Annotated in this window: 17 protein-coding genes; 5 read left to right on the forward strand and 12 right to left on the reverse strand. The window is 30.5% G+C overall.

Annotated features, from left to right (window positions below; genetic code table 11):
* Nucleotides 1-243 (forward strand): GDP-mannose 4,6-dehydratase (locus tag H8909_RS10370; RefSeq protein ID WP_187012584.1); only part of this gene is annotated, 243 nt, incomplete at its 5' end.
* Nucleotides 244-294: 51 nt separating this feature from the next.
* Here H8909_RS10370 and H8909_RS10375 read toward each other — a convergent pair.
* From H8909_RS10375 to H8909_RS10400, 6 genes are all read right to left on the reverse strand, one after another.
* Nucleotides 295-861 carry a nucleotidyltransferase family protein gene (locus H8909_RS10375; protein ID WP_187012782.1) on the reverse strand — a complete coding sequence of 189 codons (567 nt, stop codon included), beginning with the start codon at nt 859-861 and terminating at the stop codon, nt 295-297.
* Complete coding sequence (locus tag H8909_RS10380) at nt 854-3142, reverse strand: xanthine dehydrogenase family protein molybdopterin-binding subunit (RefSeq protein ID WP_022424981.1); 2289 nt, start codon at nt 3140-3142, stop codon at nt 854-856. Before H8909_RS10380 ends, H8909_RS10375 begins: the two co-directional genes overlap by 8 nt.
* Complete coding sequence (locus tag H8909_RS10385; protein WP_187012783.1) at nt 3139-3615, reverse strand: (2Fe-2S)-binding protein; 477 nt, start codon at nt 3613-3615, stop codon at nt 3139-3141. The genes H8909_RS10380 and H8909_RS10385 overlap by 4 nt, the downstream gene beginning before the upstream one ends.
* Before the next feature lies 1 nt (nt 3616).
* On the reverse strand, nt 3617-4390 hold the full coding sequence (locus H8909_RS10390) for an FAD binding domain-containing protein (protein WP_022424979.1): 774 nt from the start codon (nt 4388-4390) through the stop codon (nt 3617-3619).
* A 15-nt stretch (nt 4391-4405) separates the two neighbouring features.
* The gene (locus H8909_RS10395) at nt 4406-5398 is read right to left on the reverse strand and encodes an ABC transporter substrate-binding protein (protein ID WP_187012784.1); all 993 of its coding nucleotides are present in this window, start codon (nt 5396-5398) and stop codon (nt 4406-4408) included.
* A 273-nt stretch (nt 5399-5671) separates the two neighbouring features.
* Complete coding sequence (locus H8909_RS10400; RefSeq protein ID WP_187012785.1) at nt 5672-7084, reverse strand: polysaccharide deacetylase family protein; 1413 nt, start codon at nt 7082-7084, stop codon at nt 5672-5674.
* Nucleotides 7085-7242: 158 nt separating this feature from the next.
* Here H8909_RS10400 and H8909_RS10405 point away from each other — a divergent pair, with 158 nt between their 5' ends.
* Nucleotides 7243-7563, forward strand: coding sequence for a PadR family transcriptional regulator (locus tag H8909_RS10405; protein ID WP_187012786.1), 321 nt, complete (start codon nt 7243-7245; stop codon nt 7561-7563).
* Nucleotides 7560-8726: a hypothetical protein gene (locus H8909_RS10410; protein WP_187012787.1), complete on the forward strand. Its 1167-nt coding sequence runs from the start codon at nt 7560-7562 to the stop codon at nt 8724-8726. The genes H8909_RS10405 and H8909_RS10410 overlap by 4 nt, the downstream gene beginning before the upstream one ends.
* A gap of 80 nt (nt 8727-8806) precedes the next feature.
* On the opposite strand, the gene H8909_RS10415 is transcribed toward H8909_RS10410, so the two are convergent.
* From H8909_RS10415 to H8909_RS10440, 6 genes are all read right to left on the reverse strand, one after another.
* Complete coding sequence (locus H8909_RS10415; protein ID WP_158546315.1) at nt 8807-8950, reverse strand: hypothetical protein; 144 nt, start codon at nt 8948-8950, stop codon at nt 8807-8809.
* Nucleotides 8951-9134: 184 nt separating this feature from the next.
* The gene (locus tag H8909_RS10420) at nt 9135-9332 is read right to left on the reverse strand and encodes a hypothetical protein (protein WP_117458962.1); all 198 of its coding nucleotides are present in this window, start codon (nt 9330-9332) and stop codon (nt 9135-9137) included.
* A gap of 5 nt (nt 9333-9337) precedes the next feature.
* Nucleotides 9338-11161 carry an ATP-binding cassette domain-containing protein gene (locus H8909_RS10425; RefSeq protein WP_187012788.1) on the reverse strand — a complete coding sequence of 608 codons (1824 nt, stop codon included), beginning with the start codon at nt 11159-11161 and terminating at the stop codon, nt 9338-9340.
* Nucleotides 11158-13182, reverse strand: a complete 2025-nt coding sequence (locus H8909_RS10430; protein ID WP_187012789.1) for an ATP-binding cassette domain-containing protein — start codon at nt 13180-13182, stop codon at nt 11158-11160. Before H8909_RS10430 ends, H8909_RS10425 begins: the two co-directional genes overlap by 4 nt.
* A gap of 100 nt (nt 13183-13282) precedes the next feature.
* Complete coding sequence (locus H8909_RS10435) at nt 13283-14401, reverse strand: hypothetical protein (RefSeq protein ID WP_187012790.1); 1119 nt, start codon at nt 14399-14401, stop codon at nt 13283-13285.
* Nucleotides 14398-15081 carry a LytR/AlgR family response regulator transcription factor gene (locus H8909_RS10440; RefSeq protein WP_187012791.1) on the reverse strand — a complete coding sequence of 228 codons (684 nt, stop codon included), beginning with the start codon at nt 15079-15081 and terminating at the stop codon, nt 14398-14400. The genes H8909_RS10435 and H8909_RS10440 overlap by 4 nt, the downstream gene beginning before the upstream one ends.
* 94 nt (nt 15082-15175) lie before the next feature.
* Between H8909_RS10440 and H8909_RS10445 the strand changes: the two genes are divergently transcribed.
* Nucleotides 15176-15880 (forward strand): LytR/AlgR family response regulator transcription factor, encoded by a 705-nt coding sequence (locus tag H8909_RS10445; RefSeq protein WP_187012792.1) that lies wholly within the window; start codon nt 15176-15178, stop codon nt 15878-15880.
* A complete protein-coding gene (locus tag H8909_RS10450; RefSeq protein ID WP_187012793.1) occupies nt 15877-17097 on the forward strand; it encodes a hypothetical protein in 1221 nt (406 codons plus the stop codon). The genes H8909_RS10445 and H8909_RS10450 overlap by 4 nt, the downstream gene beginning before the upstream one ends.
* Nucleotides 17098-17453: the final 356 nt, after the last annotated feature.

Below are 17453 nucleotides of genomic sequence, written 5' to 3' on the forward strand. Positions count from 1 at the left end.
CCAGGTGTTCATATCTGTAACCTAGGAACAGGTAAAGGATATAGCGTATTAGAAATCGTTAAGGCATTTGAAAGAGTTAATGGAATCAAGATTCCTTATGAAATCAAGCCAAGACGTGCAGGTGATATTGCAACATGTTATGCAGATCCTACTCGTGCAAAAGAACAGTTAGGATGGGTGGCTGAAAAGACACTTGATGATATGTGCAGAGATACTTGGAACTTTGCAAAGAAACATATGTAACACTTAAGTCTCTCGAAAGAGGGACTTTTTTTCATGCATGAAAAAAAGCAACTATTGTAGTTGCTTCAGGTCTTCTTGATAATCTATATCATAGAGTTCTCTTATATTCTCTACTTGTATATATTCTACTTCATCAGGATGCTTATTTAATACCTTTCTTCCACCTTGATCTTCTTTTAATAGAAGTAACTCAGGAATATAAGAGCTATCAAATAGAGTAGGATTGCCTACTTTATCTTCATAGGCACAACTGGCAAGTTTATGCTTTGTATGCATCAGTTTATCTATAGTATTCATAGAAATATAAGGCTGATCAGCGACCATGAAGATCATTCTAAATGGCTTCTCTAACGTATTTAAATAGCTCACAGCGGCCTTAATAGAATAAGAGATACCATGAATACTCTCTAAACATAAAATACCCAGAGCGCCTCTTTGAGACGCATATTGTAGTATCTCATCATATTGTGATACGACAATCACATGATCATATTCCTTTAATATGAGATCTAATGCATGTTGATATAACGGTTTATTTTGAAAAGGAAACAGCAGTTTGTTTCCTTTAAAACGTCTGCTGTTTCCTGATGCAAGATATATAATATATGTTTTATTCATCGATAGCCATGACAATCTTTTCAGGTGTCATTGGAAGGTCTCTCACCCATGCACCACATGCACTGTGGATGGCAGCACATAAGGCTGGGGCTGGTGTATTGATGACACATTCACCAATAGACTTTGCACCAAATGGACCTGTCTTTTCATAACTGCTTTCAAAATAAACACGTAAATGCCCCATATCAAGTCTTGTAGGAATCTTATAAGTCATGAAGTTATTTTCAGTTAAACCACCCTTAGGTGAATAAGTAATACTTTCTGATAATGCCATACCGATACCCTGTACAAGACCACCTTCAGTCTGTACAGTTGCAAGATTAGTATTTACTACAGTACCACAGTCTACAACAGCTACATAATCTAGTATTTCTACAGAACCTGTTTCTTTATCTAATGCAATTTCTGCCATACCTACCATATATGGTGGTGGAGAAATTTTAGAGGAATGAGTGCATGTTACCTGGATAGGAACTGTATTACCACACTGAGAGAATGTTGCAATATCCATATGTGTAAATGATTCATTTGTAGCTGGATTATCAATTGTATTGCCAGTAAATACTAATGATTCAGGATCACATTCCCACTTATTAGCAGCAATCTTCATCATGTTCTCTTTGAGCTCTTCACTCGCTTTTCTTACAGCCATACCAGTAACATAAGTTGTACTAGAAGCATAAGAACCAGAATCATATGGAGAAGCATCAGTATCTGCACCAAAGACAACGATATTGTCTACATCACATTCTAATTCTTCTGCAGCCATCTGGGCAAGAATAGTATCACATCCAGTACCCATATCTGCAGCACCAATGCTTAACATATAAGAACCATCATCATTTAACTTTAATGTAGCAGATCCAACATCGACACCAGAGATACCTGATCCCTGCATTGCCATGGCAACACCTGCTGCCTTAATACGACCATCAGGCATTACAGTAGGAGTCTTACGGTTTTCCCAGTCAAATTCTTTCTTAGCACGTTCCATACACTTATCTAATGCACAGCTATCAGCGATTTCACCATAGTAGGCATCCATCTTCTGACCCTGACGTACCATGTTCTTTTCTCTGATTTCTACTGGATCCATATGTAGAATATCAGCTAATTCATTGACACATGTTTCTAATGCATAAATACCCTGAGTCGCACCATATCCACGATATGCACCAGAAGATAATCTATTTGTGTAAACAACATCATAATGGAAGCGGAATGCTTCTAGATTATTTGTATAAAGAGGAATAGACTTATGACCTGATAAACCTACAGTTGTAGGACCATGTTCACCAAAGGCACCAGAGTTAGATAATGTATATACATCAATGGCACGAATAGTACCATCATTCATAGCACCCACTTTAGTAGTGACTTCCATTTCATGACGTGGACTACCTGCAATCTGAGATTCAGTACGTGTATAAATAAGCTTAGATGGTTTCTTAGTCATCCATGTAACAAATGCAGGGTAGATTTCAGTCACAAGTGACTGCTTTGCACCAAAGCCACCACCAATACGAGGTTTTTCAACACGAATCATAGACTTAGGAATATCTAAAGCATTCGCAAGAATACGACGTGCATGGAAGACAATCTGTGTAGAACTAATAACATGTAAACGACCATAAGTATCAATTTCACAATAAGTTCTGAATGTTTCCATCATTGCCTGATTGACTGCAGGAACATGATAAGTACGTTCAATCACATGATCACATGATTTAAATACTTCTTCTAGATCACCATGTGTTTCATCTGCAGTGGCTACTAAGTTACGCTTATTATCTGCCCCTACAGGACATAATGCTTTCCAGTTATCTTCAGGATGTACAAGAATAGGATTATCCTTAGCAGTTCTAAAGTCTAATACTGCTTCTTCTACCTGATATTTTACTTTAATAAGCTTTAATGCTTCATCTACTTTCTTTTCATCATAACCAGCAACAATCGCAACTGGATCACCTACGAATCTTACTCTTTGATCTAAGATCAAGCGGTCATAAGGACTAGGTTCTGGATAAGTCTGACCAGCCATAGTAAAACGTTTCTGAGGCACATCTTTATAAGTATAAACAGCTTCAATTGTATCTACTGCCTTAGCTGCTTCTGTATCAATACTCTCAATTAATGCATTAGCATGAGGAGAATGAACAAGCTTTACAATTAAACAGTCATGAGGTGTTACATCATCAACATAGACAGGTTTACCTAATAATAGGTTCATTGCATCTTTTTTTCTTATAGGTTTATTAACCTGTTTTAATTCCTGACTCATCCTAACACTTCCTTTCCATTTTCCTTGCAGTAATTAATATAGTTTCTAATACCTCTTAATTGTCCTTCATAACCAGAACAACGACAAAGGTTACCAGATAAGAATGCTCTGATTTCATCATCACTAGGATCTTTATTTTCTTCTAGTAATGCGATTGTATTCATCATAAATCCAGGATTACAGAAACCACACTGTTCAGCCCCCTGATCAGCAATAAATTCAGCAAGAGGTCTTGCTTTTTCCTGTAGTCCTTCTAAAGTAGTCACTTCATGACCTGCAGCTCTTGCTGCAAGAACACTACAAGAAAGAACTGGTTTATTGTCTAATAATACTGTACATAATCCACAGTTACTTGTATCACAGCCTCTTTTAACACTAAGACAATGCTCACTTCTTACAAAATCAATAAGAAGAGTATCAGGTAAAATACTACGAGTTATTGTTTTTCCATTTAATGTAATTGTAATTTCCATCTTACTGTGCCTCCAATTCCTTTAATGAACGTCTCATAAGAACCTTTACAAGTTTCTGACGATATTCTGCACTACCTAAGTTATTGCTTCCAAGTTTGATTTCAGAAGATACTTCTTCAATAAAAGCTTCAATAGACTCATCATTTAATTCCATCTGTTTCTCATAAGCAATTGCCTTTAAAGGACGACCACCAATTACTACAGAATAAGTATCATTCATATAACTTGCACAACAAGTAAGAACAGGGAAATCAGTACTTACATTTCTCTGTGACTTATAACAAACCTTAATAGGTGTCTTCTTTACAATAACACGTACAAGAATATCAAGAGAAGGACGCATCCAAGCAAACTCTCTCATAGGTACAATACCACCGTTATATAATTCTACATAAGCATCTAATCCCATAAACATAGATAATACATCAGAGAAACCATAACGACCAAAAATAGAACCTCCTACAGTCGCACAGTTTCTAAACTGCACACCAATAATATGTTCTACACTATGTTTCATTGCATCATGTGTATAAGCATTTAATCCTGCATGAGTTTCTAACTGACGTAATGTCACCATTGCACCAATAGTAAACTGTTCATCATCTTCTTCGATAGTATCTAAATGAAGATCACATAAATCAATTGCCTTTTCAACTGATCTATTCATCATCTTCAACCATAACATACCACCTACAATAATGTTTTTTCTGTTCTGAACGAGTTCATAAGCTTCCTCAAGCGACTGAGGTCTTACATATTCCTGAATATTTAACATCTTTTTCTATCCTTTCTATTTTGTGATAAGTGTTTCATCAAGACTAAAATCATAAAATTCTTTATAAAAATCTATTACATCCTTTTTATAATTCTCATATGTATAATCATGAGGATGAAGTACATATGATAGCCAGAGTGATGCAAGAATATGAGAAGGAACAGGATCCATCCATGATTCAACCACTTCAGGCATAATATAAATCTTCTTGTTCTTCACTATATCAAGTGATGAGAAGAATTCATAGTTATAAATAGAATCTTTTGAATAAGAAGCATTACGAGGCATGATCACCATATCTGGGTTTAAAGTTAATAATGTTTCTAACGCAATAGTAGGGTAGTCTACACCTTTAATACTCGTTGCAGCATTTTTCACATGCGCCATGTCTAGTATAGTACTTTGAAACATAGAAGGTGTGACAGGTCTATAAATAGACTCTTTTGAAGCAATATAAACATGCTTATTAGAAGTGCCTAAACTATTCATCTTACTCTTTTTAGTACTATAGTAGTTCTTTAACTTCTTCGCATTGTTTTGTTTACCACAAACTTTCGCAATAAGTGAAACCATGGCATCATACTTCTTCTCACTAGAAGGATCAACCACAATAACTTTAATATGTCTTTCTTCAAAATCCTCAATAAGATTCTTATTCTCTTTCATCATAAATACTACATCAGGGGCTGTCTTTGCGATAAGACTGACATCACATCCTACCTGAGGTAGTTCTAATAAATCAGGATCAGCGTTTTGATAAATGCTTCTAGAAGAAGCATTCTTTTCTATACCAACTAACTGATCATTTACTCCTAATGCGAGGCATGTAGAAGTTGTTATATATGAAGTGCTCACGACACGTTTTACTTGGTCTTTAATTGTAATCTGACGTCCTAGCTGATCATTCACAATAATCGCATCAGACTCTTCTTCTTTATCTGAAGAACATCCAGGTAATAATGAGATGAGTAAAAATAGACAAACAATTGAAATAATTCTTTTCTTCAAAACAAATCTCCTTACGATATTATTCAGTATGTTTTTTCGAAAAAATTATATCATGAAAATGTGAATAATAAACAAAAAATATAGGATACCAAAAGAAAAAGCCTACATTGAGTAGGCTTTATCGGAGGGGATAATCTTTTATGCTTTCTTTTCGCATAAATATCACTATTATCACCCTTTATAATAAGTAATGTTGTTTCTAAATGTATTATTGAGAATAGGTGCATTTTGATGAACTATGGACGCATGAGAAAAAAGCCTCGAATGAGGCTTTTAGTTTAATACTCTTTGATGAGGTGTAAATGTAGTATCATCAATACCCTTGAATGTATAACCAAGGCTCTGATAATGTTCAATAACTTTAGGTAATGCTTCTACAGTTGTATTCTTTGCAGCTGTATCATGGAATAAGATCATAATCTGATTATTACGAGAAGCTGTTGCGTTCGCAATAAGTCTTGCAGTAGGGACATTATTACCTGATGCATCTCCACTGCTGACATTCCAGTCATAATACTGATAACCCTTTTCCTGTACCATTCTAGTAAGATTACTCATAATACCTGCAGAATAATGTCTAGAAACTGTATTAGAACTTCCTCCAGGAAATCTAATATAACGAGGAGTAAATCCAATAAGACCCTTAACCATATCACCTACTTTATTTAAATCATTAAAGTAAGCATCAGTAGAAGCATAAACAGTACGATAATCATGACAATAAGTATGAAGTGCTATAGTATTACCTCTCTTATGTGCTTCCTGAATTAAGTAATTATATTTCTGACCATTACCAGTCACAAAGAATGTTGCTTTCGCATGATATCTATCAAGAATATCTAACACACGCTGAGTATTCTGAGAAGGTCCATCATCAAATGTAAGATAAACAACCTTTTCACCACTTGGTGCGATTGCATTGGCAGGACGTGGATTATTCACAATAACAGTCTGTGTATACTTTCTTTCATTACCAGACTTATCTTTAGTTGTATAGATTACTTTATAAGTACCTGCTTTTCCAAAATCTACTTTGCTGCTATCTACAGATACCTTAGGATTCTTATCAAAATCATCTTCTACAGTAATACCTTTCATGAAATCAATATTAGAACCTACAGTAGTATCATAATTCTGAAGACCTGCAAGTAATGGCGCTTTAGTATCCTTTACAGCTTTCACAGTCACTTCTTTTTCAGTCTTATTACCACCCTGATCTTCTACAACAACAGTTACTTTCTGTGTACCTTCTTTATCAAAAGATACATTCTTCTTAAAGTAAGTCTTAGTCTTTGTTTCATCTTTAATATCAGTCACAAATTCACTTGCTTTAACTTTAGTACCTACTTCTACTGCCTTATTCACTACTTTAAATGTAGGCTTCTTAGTATCTACAACTTCTACATTTAATACATAGTTCTTCTTGTTTAATGTATAAGTAATCTTATACTTTCCAAGTTTTTTGACGTTAACTTTAGAATTATCTACAGTCACATCACTCTTATTACCTCTTACTTTTTTAATAAAAGACATAGGATTGTAAGTACTATTGATTTCAATATCCTGTGTACTTTCATTAAAGCTAACAGCTGGACGTGTCATAAAATAAATGCCTAGACCAAGCACTAAAACGACAATACAGCCTAATAGGACATATGCCCTCTTTCTTAAATGACGTTTTTTCATTTCTATTCTACCTCAACTTTATATCTTCAACAATTTTGTATTATATATCTAATATGTGTAATTTGTGTGGAAATTAAGAAACACTTAAGAACTTTTTTTATTTCTTTACTTTGTATAACCAAGTAGTATATACTTTGTATTGCAAAGTAGGTGACATAATGGATACACAATTGATGAAAGGAATGTTGGAAGGATGTATTCTTACTCTTATTAGTCATAAGGAAACTTATGGTTATGAACTATTATTAGAACTAGAAAAGTATGGCTTTGAGAATGTAGGAGAAGGGACCTTCTATCCGATATTAACACGTTTGTCTAAGAAGGGATATTTATCATGTAGACAGGTGAAATCAGAAGCTGGACCCTATAGAAAATACTATAAGATTACGGATGAAGGATTAGTCCATTTGAGAGAATTTAAACATTCTTATTATAAGATAACAGGTATTGTAGAAAAGATTTTGGAGGATAAAGAATGATTGCACAATATAACACATTAAGAAATCAATTAACAGGAGACTATCAGGCATTCTATGACAAGGCATATCAATATGCACAAGAGAGACATTATCCAGGATTCTATGCGAATGATATACTTATGAGCTTGTTAGATCTATTAATCACAGCACAGATGAACCATAAAGAATTAGATACACTTATTAAGGAAAATCATGATACATTCATTAAAAACTATTTCCATGATCAAGGAAAGAAAACCACATGTATCAATAGTTTCTTTAGATACACCATCTTCTTATGGAACTATGTATTCTATTTGATTCTTAACCCAACATCTCAGGCAGGCGGAAAGGTTGTAGAAGCAATGATCCTGATTATTCTTATTGATCTTATTATGAAAAATAAGCGATATAATATTCTACTAGATTATATTGTATTGGCTCTTGTATTCATATTACCGTCTATTTCAGTTCCTTATATGATTCCTCTTATTATTAGTATAGTTCTTCTTATTATCGGTACTCTCTATCAAGTGTATTATACATATATACATCAAAATACAATCAGCTACTATAGTGAAGAAGCACAATCACAATCTAATGATTATGTGAATGATATACTTAAGAAACAGAATGAAGAATTCAATCGTAATAGAGAAAAACACCATCTTCCACCTCTTACTTTAGAAGAGATGAAACTCTATAAGAAAAGAAGAAATCGTAAGATTGGATTAATCATTGATGTCATTGTAGGAATGCTCATCTTCTATCTTGCCTATAGAATAGGGGACTATAAAGAAAGCATGACAATGTTGTCTTATTATCTTCCTATTTATATTATATTCAGTACAAGATATCTCTCTTATCTTGTGAATCCAAAAGGGCAGTTGATTCATATATTAAATATTATTGCAGTGATTAACCTTTATTTCTTTATTCAGGTATGTCATATCAATCATATAGTAATTACTGTATTATGCTTAATTATCATCATGATAGAAACAGGTGCTATGATGATGATTCCTGTCTTTAATAACATCTCTGAATACTTTGATCAATTAATCAGTCTCTTTTCAGTTGGTTTCATACTTGTAGAAATGAAAGTAGAGTTCTGGCTTTCAGCCGTTATACTTATTGTATTGTTTGGAGCTTTAGTTAAAAGCATAAAAAAACAGAAGATATAATCTTCTATTTCTTGTAGAACACTAATGTGGTAGATACAGTTTATTATTCTTAAAGTAATATTGAACTGTTTCAGTAGTCTTCATAGATTACCTGCTTCTGCATCATATATGTTAAAAGATAAGTCTTTGTCTATTTCTAATGGAGATTTCTCACATGTCCATGTACCTTCTAATTGTGGTGTAGTGTGACAGGTACAAAGAATAATCAAACATATCTTATTCATAATATAGAATTCTTTTCTATAAGTCATAGTTTTTTTTAAGATGGGACAACCAGTAAGTGGTTGTCCTTATATTTTTTTGTTCTTATCAACAAATGTTAAGTAAGTTACCATAATTATATCAGATACGCAGAAAACTTGAGTATTGAAAAGGAGGGATGTTTTTCCCTCCGAATTTAATATGTGATTAGTTTCCTTTTCTTTTTATAAACCATAAGGAGATAATACCAAGCAATAAACTAATCGCAAAACCAATACCGAGAAGTTCATAATTGAAATAAGAATACGTGGTATTATTCACAACTTTCACTGTAGGAGTCATACTTACAATAAGAGCGGTAATAATACATCCAACAGAGACTATAATAACGGGTAGTTTTTTCATGATCATCACTCACTTGTCTTTAATAGATTTCCTTCGTTGTTTGATCTCATTAATACAAGAAAAGTCAAACAAGGAATAATTAGAATAACAGAATTTATTAGGATTAAGATAGAAATAGCTTGTTCTATCATTATAGAAGGTAATATATGATATTGGAAGAAGAATAGAGATAGGACTGAAATCATAGATAGTAATGTAGATGTCAAACAATAAGAAAATCGTTCTTTTAATATTAATTGTAGACATTGTAATCTATTCAATCCATTCACTAATAATAGTGCATATTGATAACGTCTAGAAACAATATCAAATATTCCAATAATAAAACATGTACTTATAAACATGATAAACATAATCATAGAGAACTGCTGTATCATTTCAAATCCAAATGTAGTTGTTTTATTTAATATTGCAGAAGAAACAGGATTATAGACCTTTATATCAGAATCATGTTTTTTAATAAATTCAGTTACAGATTGGATGTTCTTATATGAGTTTACTTTAATGACATACACATTGGACTGATATGTATTGTTTTGTGTATATTGATTTACTATCATCTGATACAGTTTTGGAGATATATAAATAATGTTTTCTGTTGTTTTTGTATATCTGTTATGAATATCTTTATCTGTGACATTCGCATTAATGAGTTCAAAAGGAATCATGTTGAAGGTGTAGGTATTACTTGTAGGTATTTGAAGAATACCTGTGATATGGATATTCTTGTTTAGTTTTTGATAGAGAGAATAAGAAATATAGACATGATCTGTATTGAGTTGTTTATTCTCAATACTGAATGATTGTTTTGTATAAGTCTTATATGTTTTCATATTCCTATAATAAGGCTGTATGACAATAGTCTCCTGCGTATTTAAGACATTCCATTGGAAGAATGGCTGAATACTTTGAACCATACTGTTGTTGGATATGTCTTGAATGAGTGTTTTAGGAATAGGCTGACCGCCCATATCATAAGCATTACCACCATCTTTATAAGAAATCCTTAATTCATTATCAATTGCTTTATTAATCATAGTGTCTGTTTCTTTTTGATAATAAGCTTGAAAGCACATCATATATGTCACTATGATCATCATAATACTTATCACAATATTTCTTTTATAATGGATTCTATTGGATTTCTCAGCCTTTAAGTAATAGGTGACAGGATTTGTATGAATATGTTCTTTAGGTTCTATTTTATTGATCTCTGTATAAGATTCTTTCTTTAATATGATTTGCTGGTGCTCTATATGGTAATGTATATCAGCAATCTCCAACATACCCATATCATGTGTCGCAATCACAACTGTCTTATGATATTTATGACATAATTCATGAATAATCTTTCTCATATGTTCTCTATTGATCGTATCTAGATAAGCGGTAGGCTCATCTAAAAAGATAATATCCGGATTCTTCATCATACAGCATAATATAAGTAATCTCTGTTTTTGACCACCAGATAAAACATCTACTTTTCCATTTAAATCAATATTTAAATCTAATTCATCCAATAGCTTCATCATTTGATCTTTATGAAATGGAACTTCAGCAAGCTCACTAAATAGTTGAATATTCTGTATTGCTGTTAAATCATCAAATAATCTACAATCCTGAAATACAAAACCATAATCATTACTGTCGGTATAAAACTCATTCTTGGAATAATGTGTTAGTCCTGCGAGTTCAAATAATAAAGTAGATTTACCAGAACCACTTTCACCAGTGATTACAGTAATTTGAGAAGACGGAATACTTATATTCTGGTTCTTAAACAATATATGATTCTTAAAAGATAGATTGATATTCTTCATCTCAATCATAAATCCACCTTCTTTACAAACCATTGACTATAACAGATATATAAGAAACAAATAACTAAAGTCACACCTATTTGAATAATCATAAATAGTAATAAACTCATAGTCATTGACTGACGATTAATCACAAAGAAACCAATTTTTCTTGCGATAAAGAAACCAGGAATACTTAGTAATAGAGATAAGATGGACTGTACAATCATATTATCATTCATTAAAGAACAAATCGTTTGATTCTTTAAACCATAAACCTTCAACAATTTAATTTCATTCTTTCTATCATCCAATGCATTCATTTGTACAAGAACATAAAGGAATATTGCGATTAATATCACTACAGCCATAAAAATATATCTTCCTTTTCTTTCTTCCTTATAGACATCAACCATATCTGTCACTGAATTATATTGATCATAAGTAATGAAATTATTAGAAATCTGAGATATTTCTTTTTCAACACTTTTTAAGTTCTTAATACGGTCTACTTCTACAACATAATTTTTACTTTGATAAGGAGTAATAGCTGCATTGTATTCTTTGGAATCTAGTAAACTATCAGGAGTCTGGTTATTGTATTGATTTAAAATAGTATAGAATGATTTGTCATTCATAAGCACAACATATCCAGCACTAAGAAATTCATTATAATAATCATCTGTTGAAATAATATGATTGATTTCTATTTCAAGATTTACTTTCTTAGTAAGAACTTGTGATAAAGTACCCAATGTTTTAGAATCATCAATTTCACATTGATAAGTATATTGTTGGACTGGAACATATACATCTATAGATATTTTAAAGTTCTTTTCTTTTTCATCTATGCCTAGCTTTCTTGCCAATGATTGACTGATTGCATTTCCTTTAAGTTCTTTTCCATCTACTTTAATATTCTGGAAAGAGTAATAGGGAACGACCATTGGACTCCCTTCCTGAAAATAATCAAACTGTGTTTTACTTCCTTGATAATAAACAGTACCTTTACTCACATCTTCCATTTGATTGATTGTATCAAATACATCAAATGGATAAACACTCTTTACATGTTTGATTGATTTAATACGATTCAATTCCTCAGTACTTATATCAAGATTTACCTCTGCATCACCGATATAATAACTATCTACGCCATTCGCAATATAAGAATCATTCATCTTACCTGTATATAATTCTGCTTTATTGGCTTGTTTTATACCACTTGATAACTTATTTTCCTGTAATAGACTATCACTTACGTTAGTAGAAATAGAGATCGTCATAATAGAACCTAGAAGTAATACAAGAATAAACTGAAACCATTGCCTTTTATTCTTATAGAAGAAGTACTTATGATAACTATTAATGTCTGATTTCTTCAGTTGAGTAGTTTGATTTATTTCATCTATGTTTTGATCGCATACAAGAATTCTATTTTCTATTCTATAAGTAATGTCTAGATGATTTATTAGATATTCATCGTGAGTCGTAATGATAATATATTTGTTTTCTGATTTTAGTTTTTCGAGTAATTGAAGTACGATTTCTTTATTTTCTTGATCTAAAGAAGCAGTCGGTTCATCAATAATAATGATGGATGCATCTTTATACATGGATAACGCTATTAAGAATCTTTTTCTCTGCCCAATAGATAAAGAAGAAGGATAGCAGGATGGATCTATAAGATCCAATCCTACTAGATGAAGCATATTATTCATTTTGGTTTGATCATATTGGCTTTCTTGTAGGTGATTAATAAATTCAAAATGTTCATATACTTTCATGTTATCAAAGAATGTCCCAAATTGATCAATATAAGACACCTTGTTTAATAGATAATCTTCTTTATTAGAATTATTGATAGCTATATTATCTACATAAAGAAGATTATCTTTGTACTGGTATAATAATGATTTTAGGAATGTTGTTTTACCACATCCACTTTTACCAATAATACCAGTGATTCGACCAGGACATGTTTTAAAATGAGCATCATTGAATATGACTTGATCACCAAAATTTATATTTACATGTTTCATCTCAATCATAGTAAAGCACCTCCTATTTCAATCATACAACCTTTAAAAAAATAAATAATATCTTGAGGACGTTTGACCGATTTATGAGGATAATAAACGAAAATACCTGTCATGAAACAGGTATAAGAGTAGAGATATAGAGTGATGCACCAGCATGCTGTACTTGTAAGCTTCCATGATATTTATGCAGTATTAATACAAGAGTATCATATTTCATTTGATTGATTCTTTCTTTTGCATCATTCATATACAATGTGATTTCAAAGGCACATTGATCTTCCATTATTTTTACTTCTAATTCATTATTTTCCATGCAATCTATTGCGATATCAAACAGATAATTTATAAGGATATTCAAATGTTCATCCTCTATAAATGATATATCCTGAATAGATACAATAATAGCTGGTTTAATGTTGTTGAGTTTGAGCTGTTCTAATTTCATATTAATAAATGAATCAAACAGCTTATTACCAGATATGATCAGCATGTTATGCTCGTTGAGAGAATCTATTCTTTTGTTTATCATCTCATTCACATTTTCAAATTCTTTTCTTTTTACATATTCTTTCATCTGAAGGTAATCATATTTTAAGTCATGTCTTAGCTTATAGAGTTCATTGTTTTTCTTTTCAATGAAGGCATAGTTTTGTTGATCATTCTTAAAATGATCAATAGCCTGGTTAAGAAGCTGTTGTTCATGATTAAGTTTGGTATATCTAAGGAATAAGTAATAGGAAATAATGATAGTAATAAAAAGGGTTATAAGAATAATGAGATTACAGTTTATGCCTAATATATTAAGAAAATCATTATAGAGAATATGATAAATACATAGAGTACTTAAGGATATAGCCATAAGTAATCCCCAATAAAGATTCTTATTATCGATAGGATAAAGCTTTTGAATAATAGCGAATGCAGAGATAATAAGAATATAGATGATTAATGAAACAATAGGGGATATTGGTATTAGAACAACTAAATTCTTTATAACAGTTAAGAATGAAAGATAGAAGATAATTTCTGATAACAGCCTATCTGAATAATAATAGAATAAGAAGCATAAAGATTCTATTAACAAGAGATCCTGTAATAGTGGATGATTTGTAAATACACTAAGAAGACAATTGATCAATAAAGAGGCAATAATAATAGCTGTTTTATTTGTTCTAAGGAGACATGTCAGTAATGCTTCTATACAACAAAAATATAAGAAACTCATCATTGCATGTACCTCCTGTAGGCATGGTATTTTTCAATAATATCTTTTGATTTTCTAGAGACATTAAATGTTTGGCTGTTCATAAGAGTCACACTTTGATTATTGATTTTAGTAACATATTTAAAATTAATAATGGTATATGAGTTGATCTTATAGAATGCTACATTAGAACATAACTCTTCAGAACATTTCTTTAATGTTGTGTATTGAACATATTCATTATCTTCTGTGTAAAAGGTACATGTATTTCTATGAGATTGAACATAGATGATATCCTTGAGATTAATGTATTGATTGTTTTTCTTATCAACGAGATATTGTTTATGGTTTTCAGCCTGATCTTTATCTATCTTGATAAATAATCTTTCTAAATCATCTTCATAAGATGTTTTTCTTATAAAGAAGTAAAGCGCAATATCAAAACAATCATAAACAAGTGTTTCATTATTAGACATGAATATGATGCGTGTATTCTTATTATCTATACTTTTCGCAATAGTGATACCATTATCCTTCATCAATAAAATATCTATAAACAAATAATCATAATCTTTTAATTGAAGTGATTTGAAATCATTATTAAATACATCAATACTACTTTTACTAAAGCATGTATTTTCTTCTATCTTATTCTTTATGACTTGGCTGAATTGAGTATCATCATCTATTATTCCTATCTTCATCTTATGTAGCTCCCAACTGAATATGTACATTATTAATTGATGTTTCTATTGTATCACGATATTTGTTACAATAGTATTAGGAGGCATTTACTTCATGATGAACATATTAATTTATGATGATAATTTAAAAGACATTGAACATCTTTTATTTTGTTTAAACGGTTTGTTTCAAAAAACAAACCTAGATTATCAAACTCATATATGCAAAAGTAAAACAGAGGTCATTCAAAACATCTCTAAAGCAGATTTACTTTTTTTAGATATGGAAATCCATAATGAAAAAGGAATAGATCTAGGATTAGAATTAAATACAATAAATCATAATTGTAGAATCGTTATTACAACAAGCTACTCTAAATATGCGATTGATGGTTATAAAATTCATGCGGATAGATATTTTATTAAACCAATTAATCAACTTGAATTTAATTTAGAGATGAGAGCAGTAATAAAAAAATGTATAAAAAAATCTGTGAGCATTTATGACGATAAAATAAGTCCTTATAAGATTTTTGTTCAAGATATATTGTATATTGAATTTATAGATAGAAAATCAATTGTACATGCGCTTGATGGAAAAACTACTGTGACTAATTGTACATTGAAGTATTGGTATGAGAAATTGAAAGAATACGGTTTTAGTTATCCTTATAAAGCGTATTTAGTAAATTTTGAATATATCAGTGCATTTAAAAAGAATGAAATTATTTTAGTTAATAATGATGTAATACCACTTTCTAGACATTATAAAAAAGAATTTAATCAAAAATACAATGATTTTCTACAAGACATGTTATGATAATCATTTCTAATATTGTTGCATTTCTTTTGATTAGCTATATCGCAAATTCTTTTTTGTCGTCTAAATACTCTAAAAGTAAATATTTACTCATTTTACTTATTTTTATTTTGGTTGAAAGTTTAATTAATTATACTGGAGCATCACCAATAAAAGGTATCATCTTATTAATTGTATACTTTCTTTATGTTTCTTTCCAATTTGAAGGAAAAATAATCCAAAAAATATTAATTGTTGTTCCTTTCTTCTTAATACAGGTTATTTCAGAAATACTAGTTGCTTTCTGCTTTAACAATGTTCTTTTTATAGAAGTAACACGTAATACTTATTCACATGGTTTTTTACTTGGTACTATCTTCTCTAATGCAATTTTGGCTAGTTTTGTGTTTATTTATGTAAAAATTATTGAATTTATTCAAGTAGATGACTTGCCAAAATACACTTGGCTTGCACTTGTTTTTCCTATTGTAAGTATAGTTTTCTTATTGAATACTGATGATTATTTTGGTTTGTTAAATACAAATCCTGATATTTTAATAACAACTGCAGGATTAGCAATATCTAATATTATATTATTTGTAATTTTTATATCTGTTATCAATTCAATAAACATGAAGCATAAATTACAGGCTGCTAAACAAAAAGAAGAATTATATGATTCTAAAATTGAATTGCTATCCCAGCATTATAATTATAATTTTGAATTTCTCCATGATCTGCTTCATACTTGTAATCAGTTGAATTCATTAGTTCAAGATTCAAAATATTCGGAAGCTACCACAGTACTTAATAGTCTTACTGATACAGCCTATAAAGAATTTAATGCAATATATAGTAATTCATATATTTTAAACTATGTAATAAATAATAATTTGACAAGAATCATTAATCATAACATTAATATCAAAACTGAAATTAAATATAGTGATTTTGATATTTTAGATTATTTTACTCAATTAACATTATTTGAATATTTTGTGAATTTATCTATTGATTCATGTATACAAACTACAGCTTTGGATAAAATTATTATGATAAAATCAGTAAAAACAGCTAATAAAATTATTCTAAAAGTATTCTATTCTGCATCGTCTATTAATGAGGATATCGTTGCACAGAATATAAATGAAATTTTGTTAAATGAGAATTATTCTTTAAGTATTAAGGCTGATGATATGTATGCTAGTATTCTATTATCTTTTGATATATCTAGCTAGGTATTGTATGATCATAAGAAAAGAGAATCACATTGTTGTGACTCTCTTTTCTTTTAGAATAGTGCTATCAGATACCTTAGTAGTACTATAATAAAATAACAAAGTATAATACCATCTGTTTTCTTATATTTTATACATGTCATCAGCATAATAGAGAAAATAACTAAAAGAGTCATTTTATCAAAAACTACATATAGTAATGCATCAGCATCATAATAAGGTATTAATAAAGAAGAAGTAAGCGCCAAATAATATAGTGGATTGAAATAGACCTCACCATATTAGATAATTAAAGTGTTTTTAGATTCTAAATTTACTATATATAGCGTTTTTAGCCACTAAATTTACTATATATA

The organism is Catenibacterium faecis (assembly GCF_014306455.1).
Classification (GTDB): Bacteria; Bacillota_I; Bacilli_A; order Erysipelotrichales; family Coprobacillaceae; genus Catenibacterium; species Catenibacterium mitsuoka_A.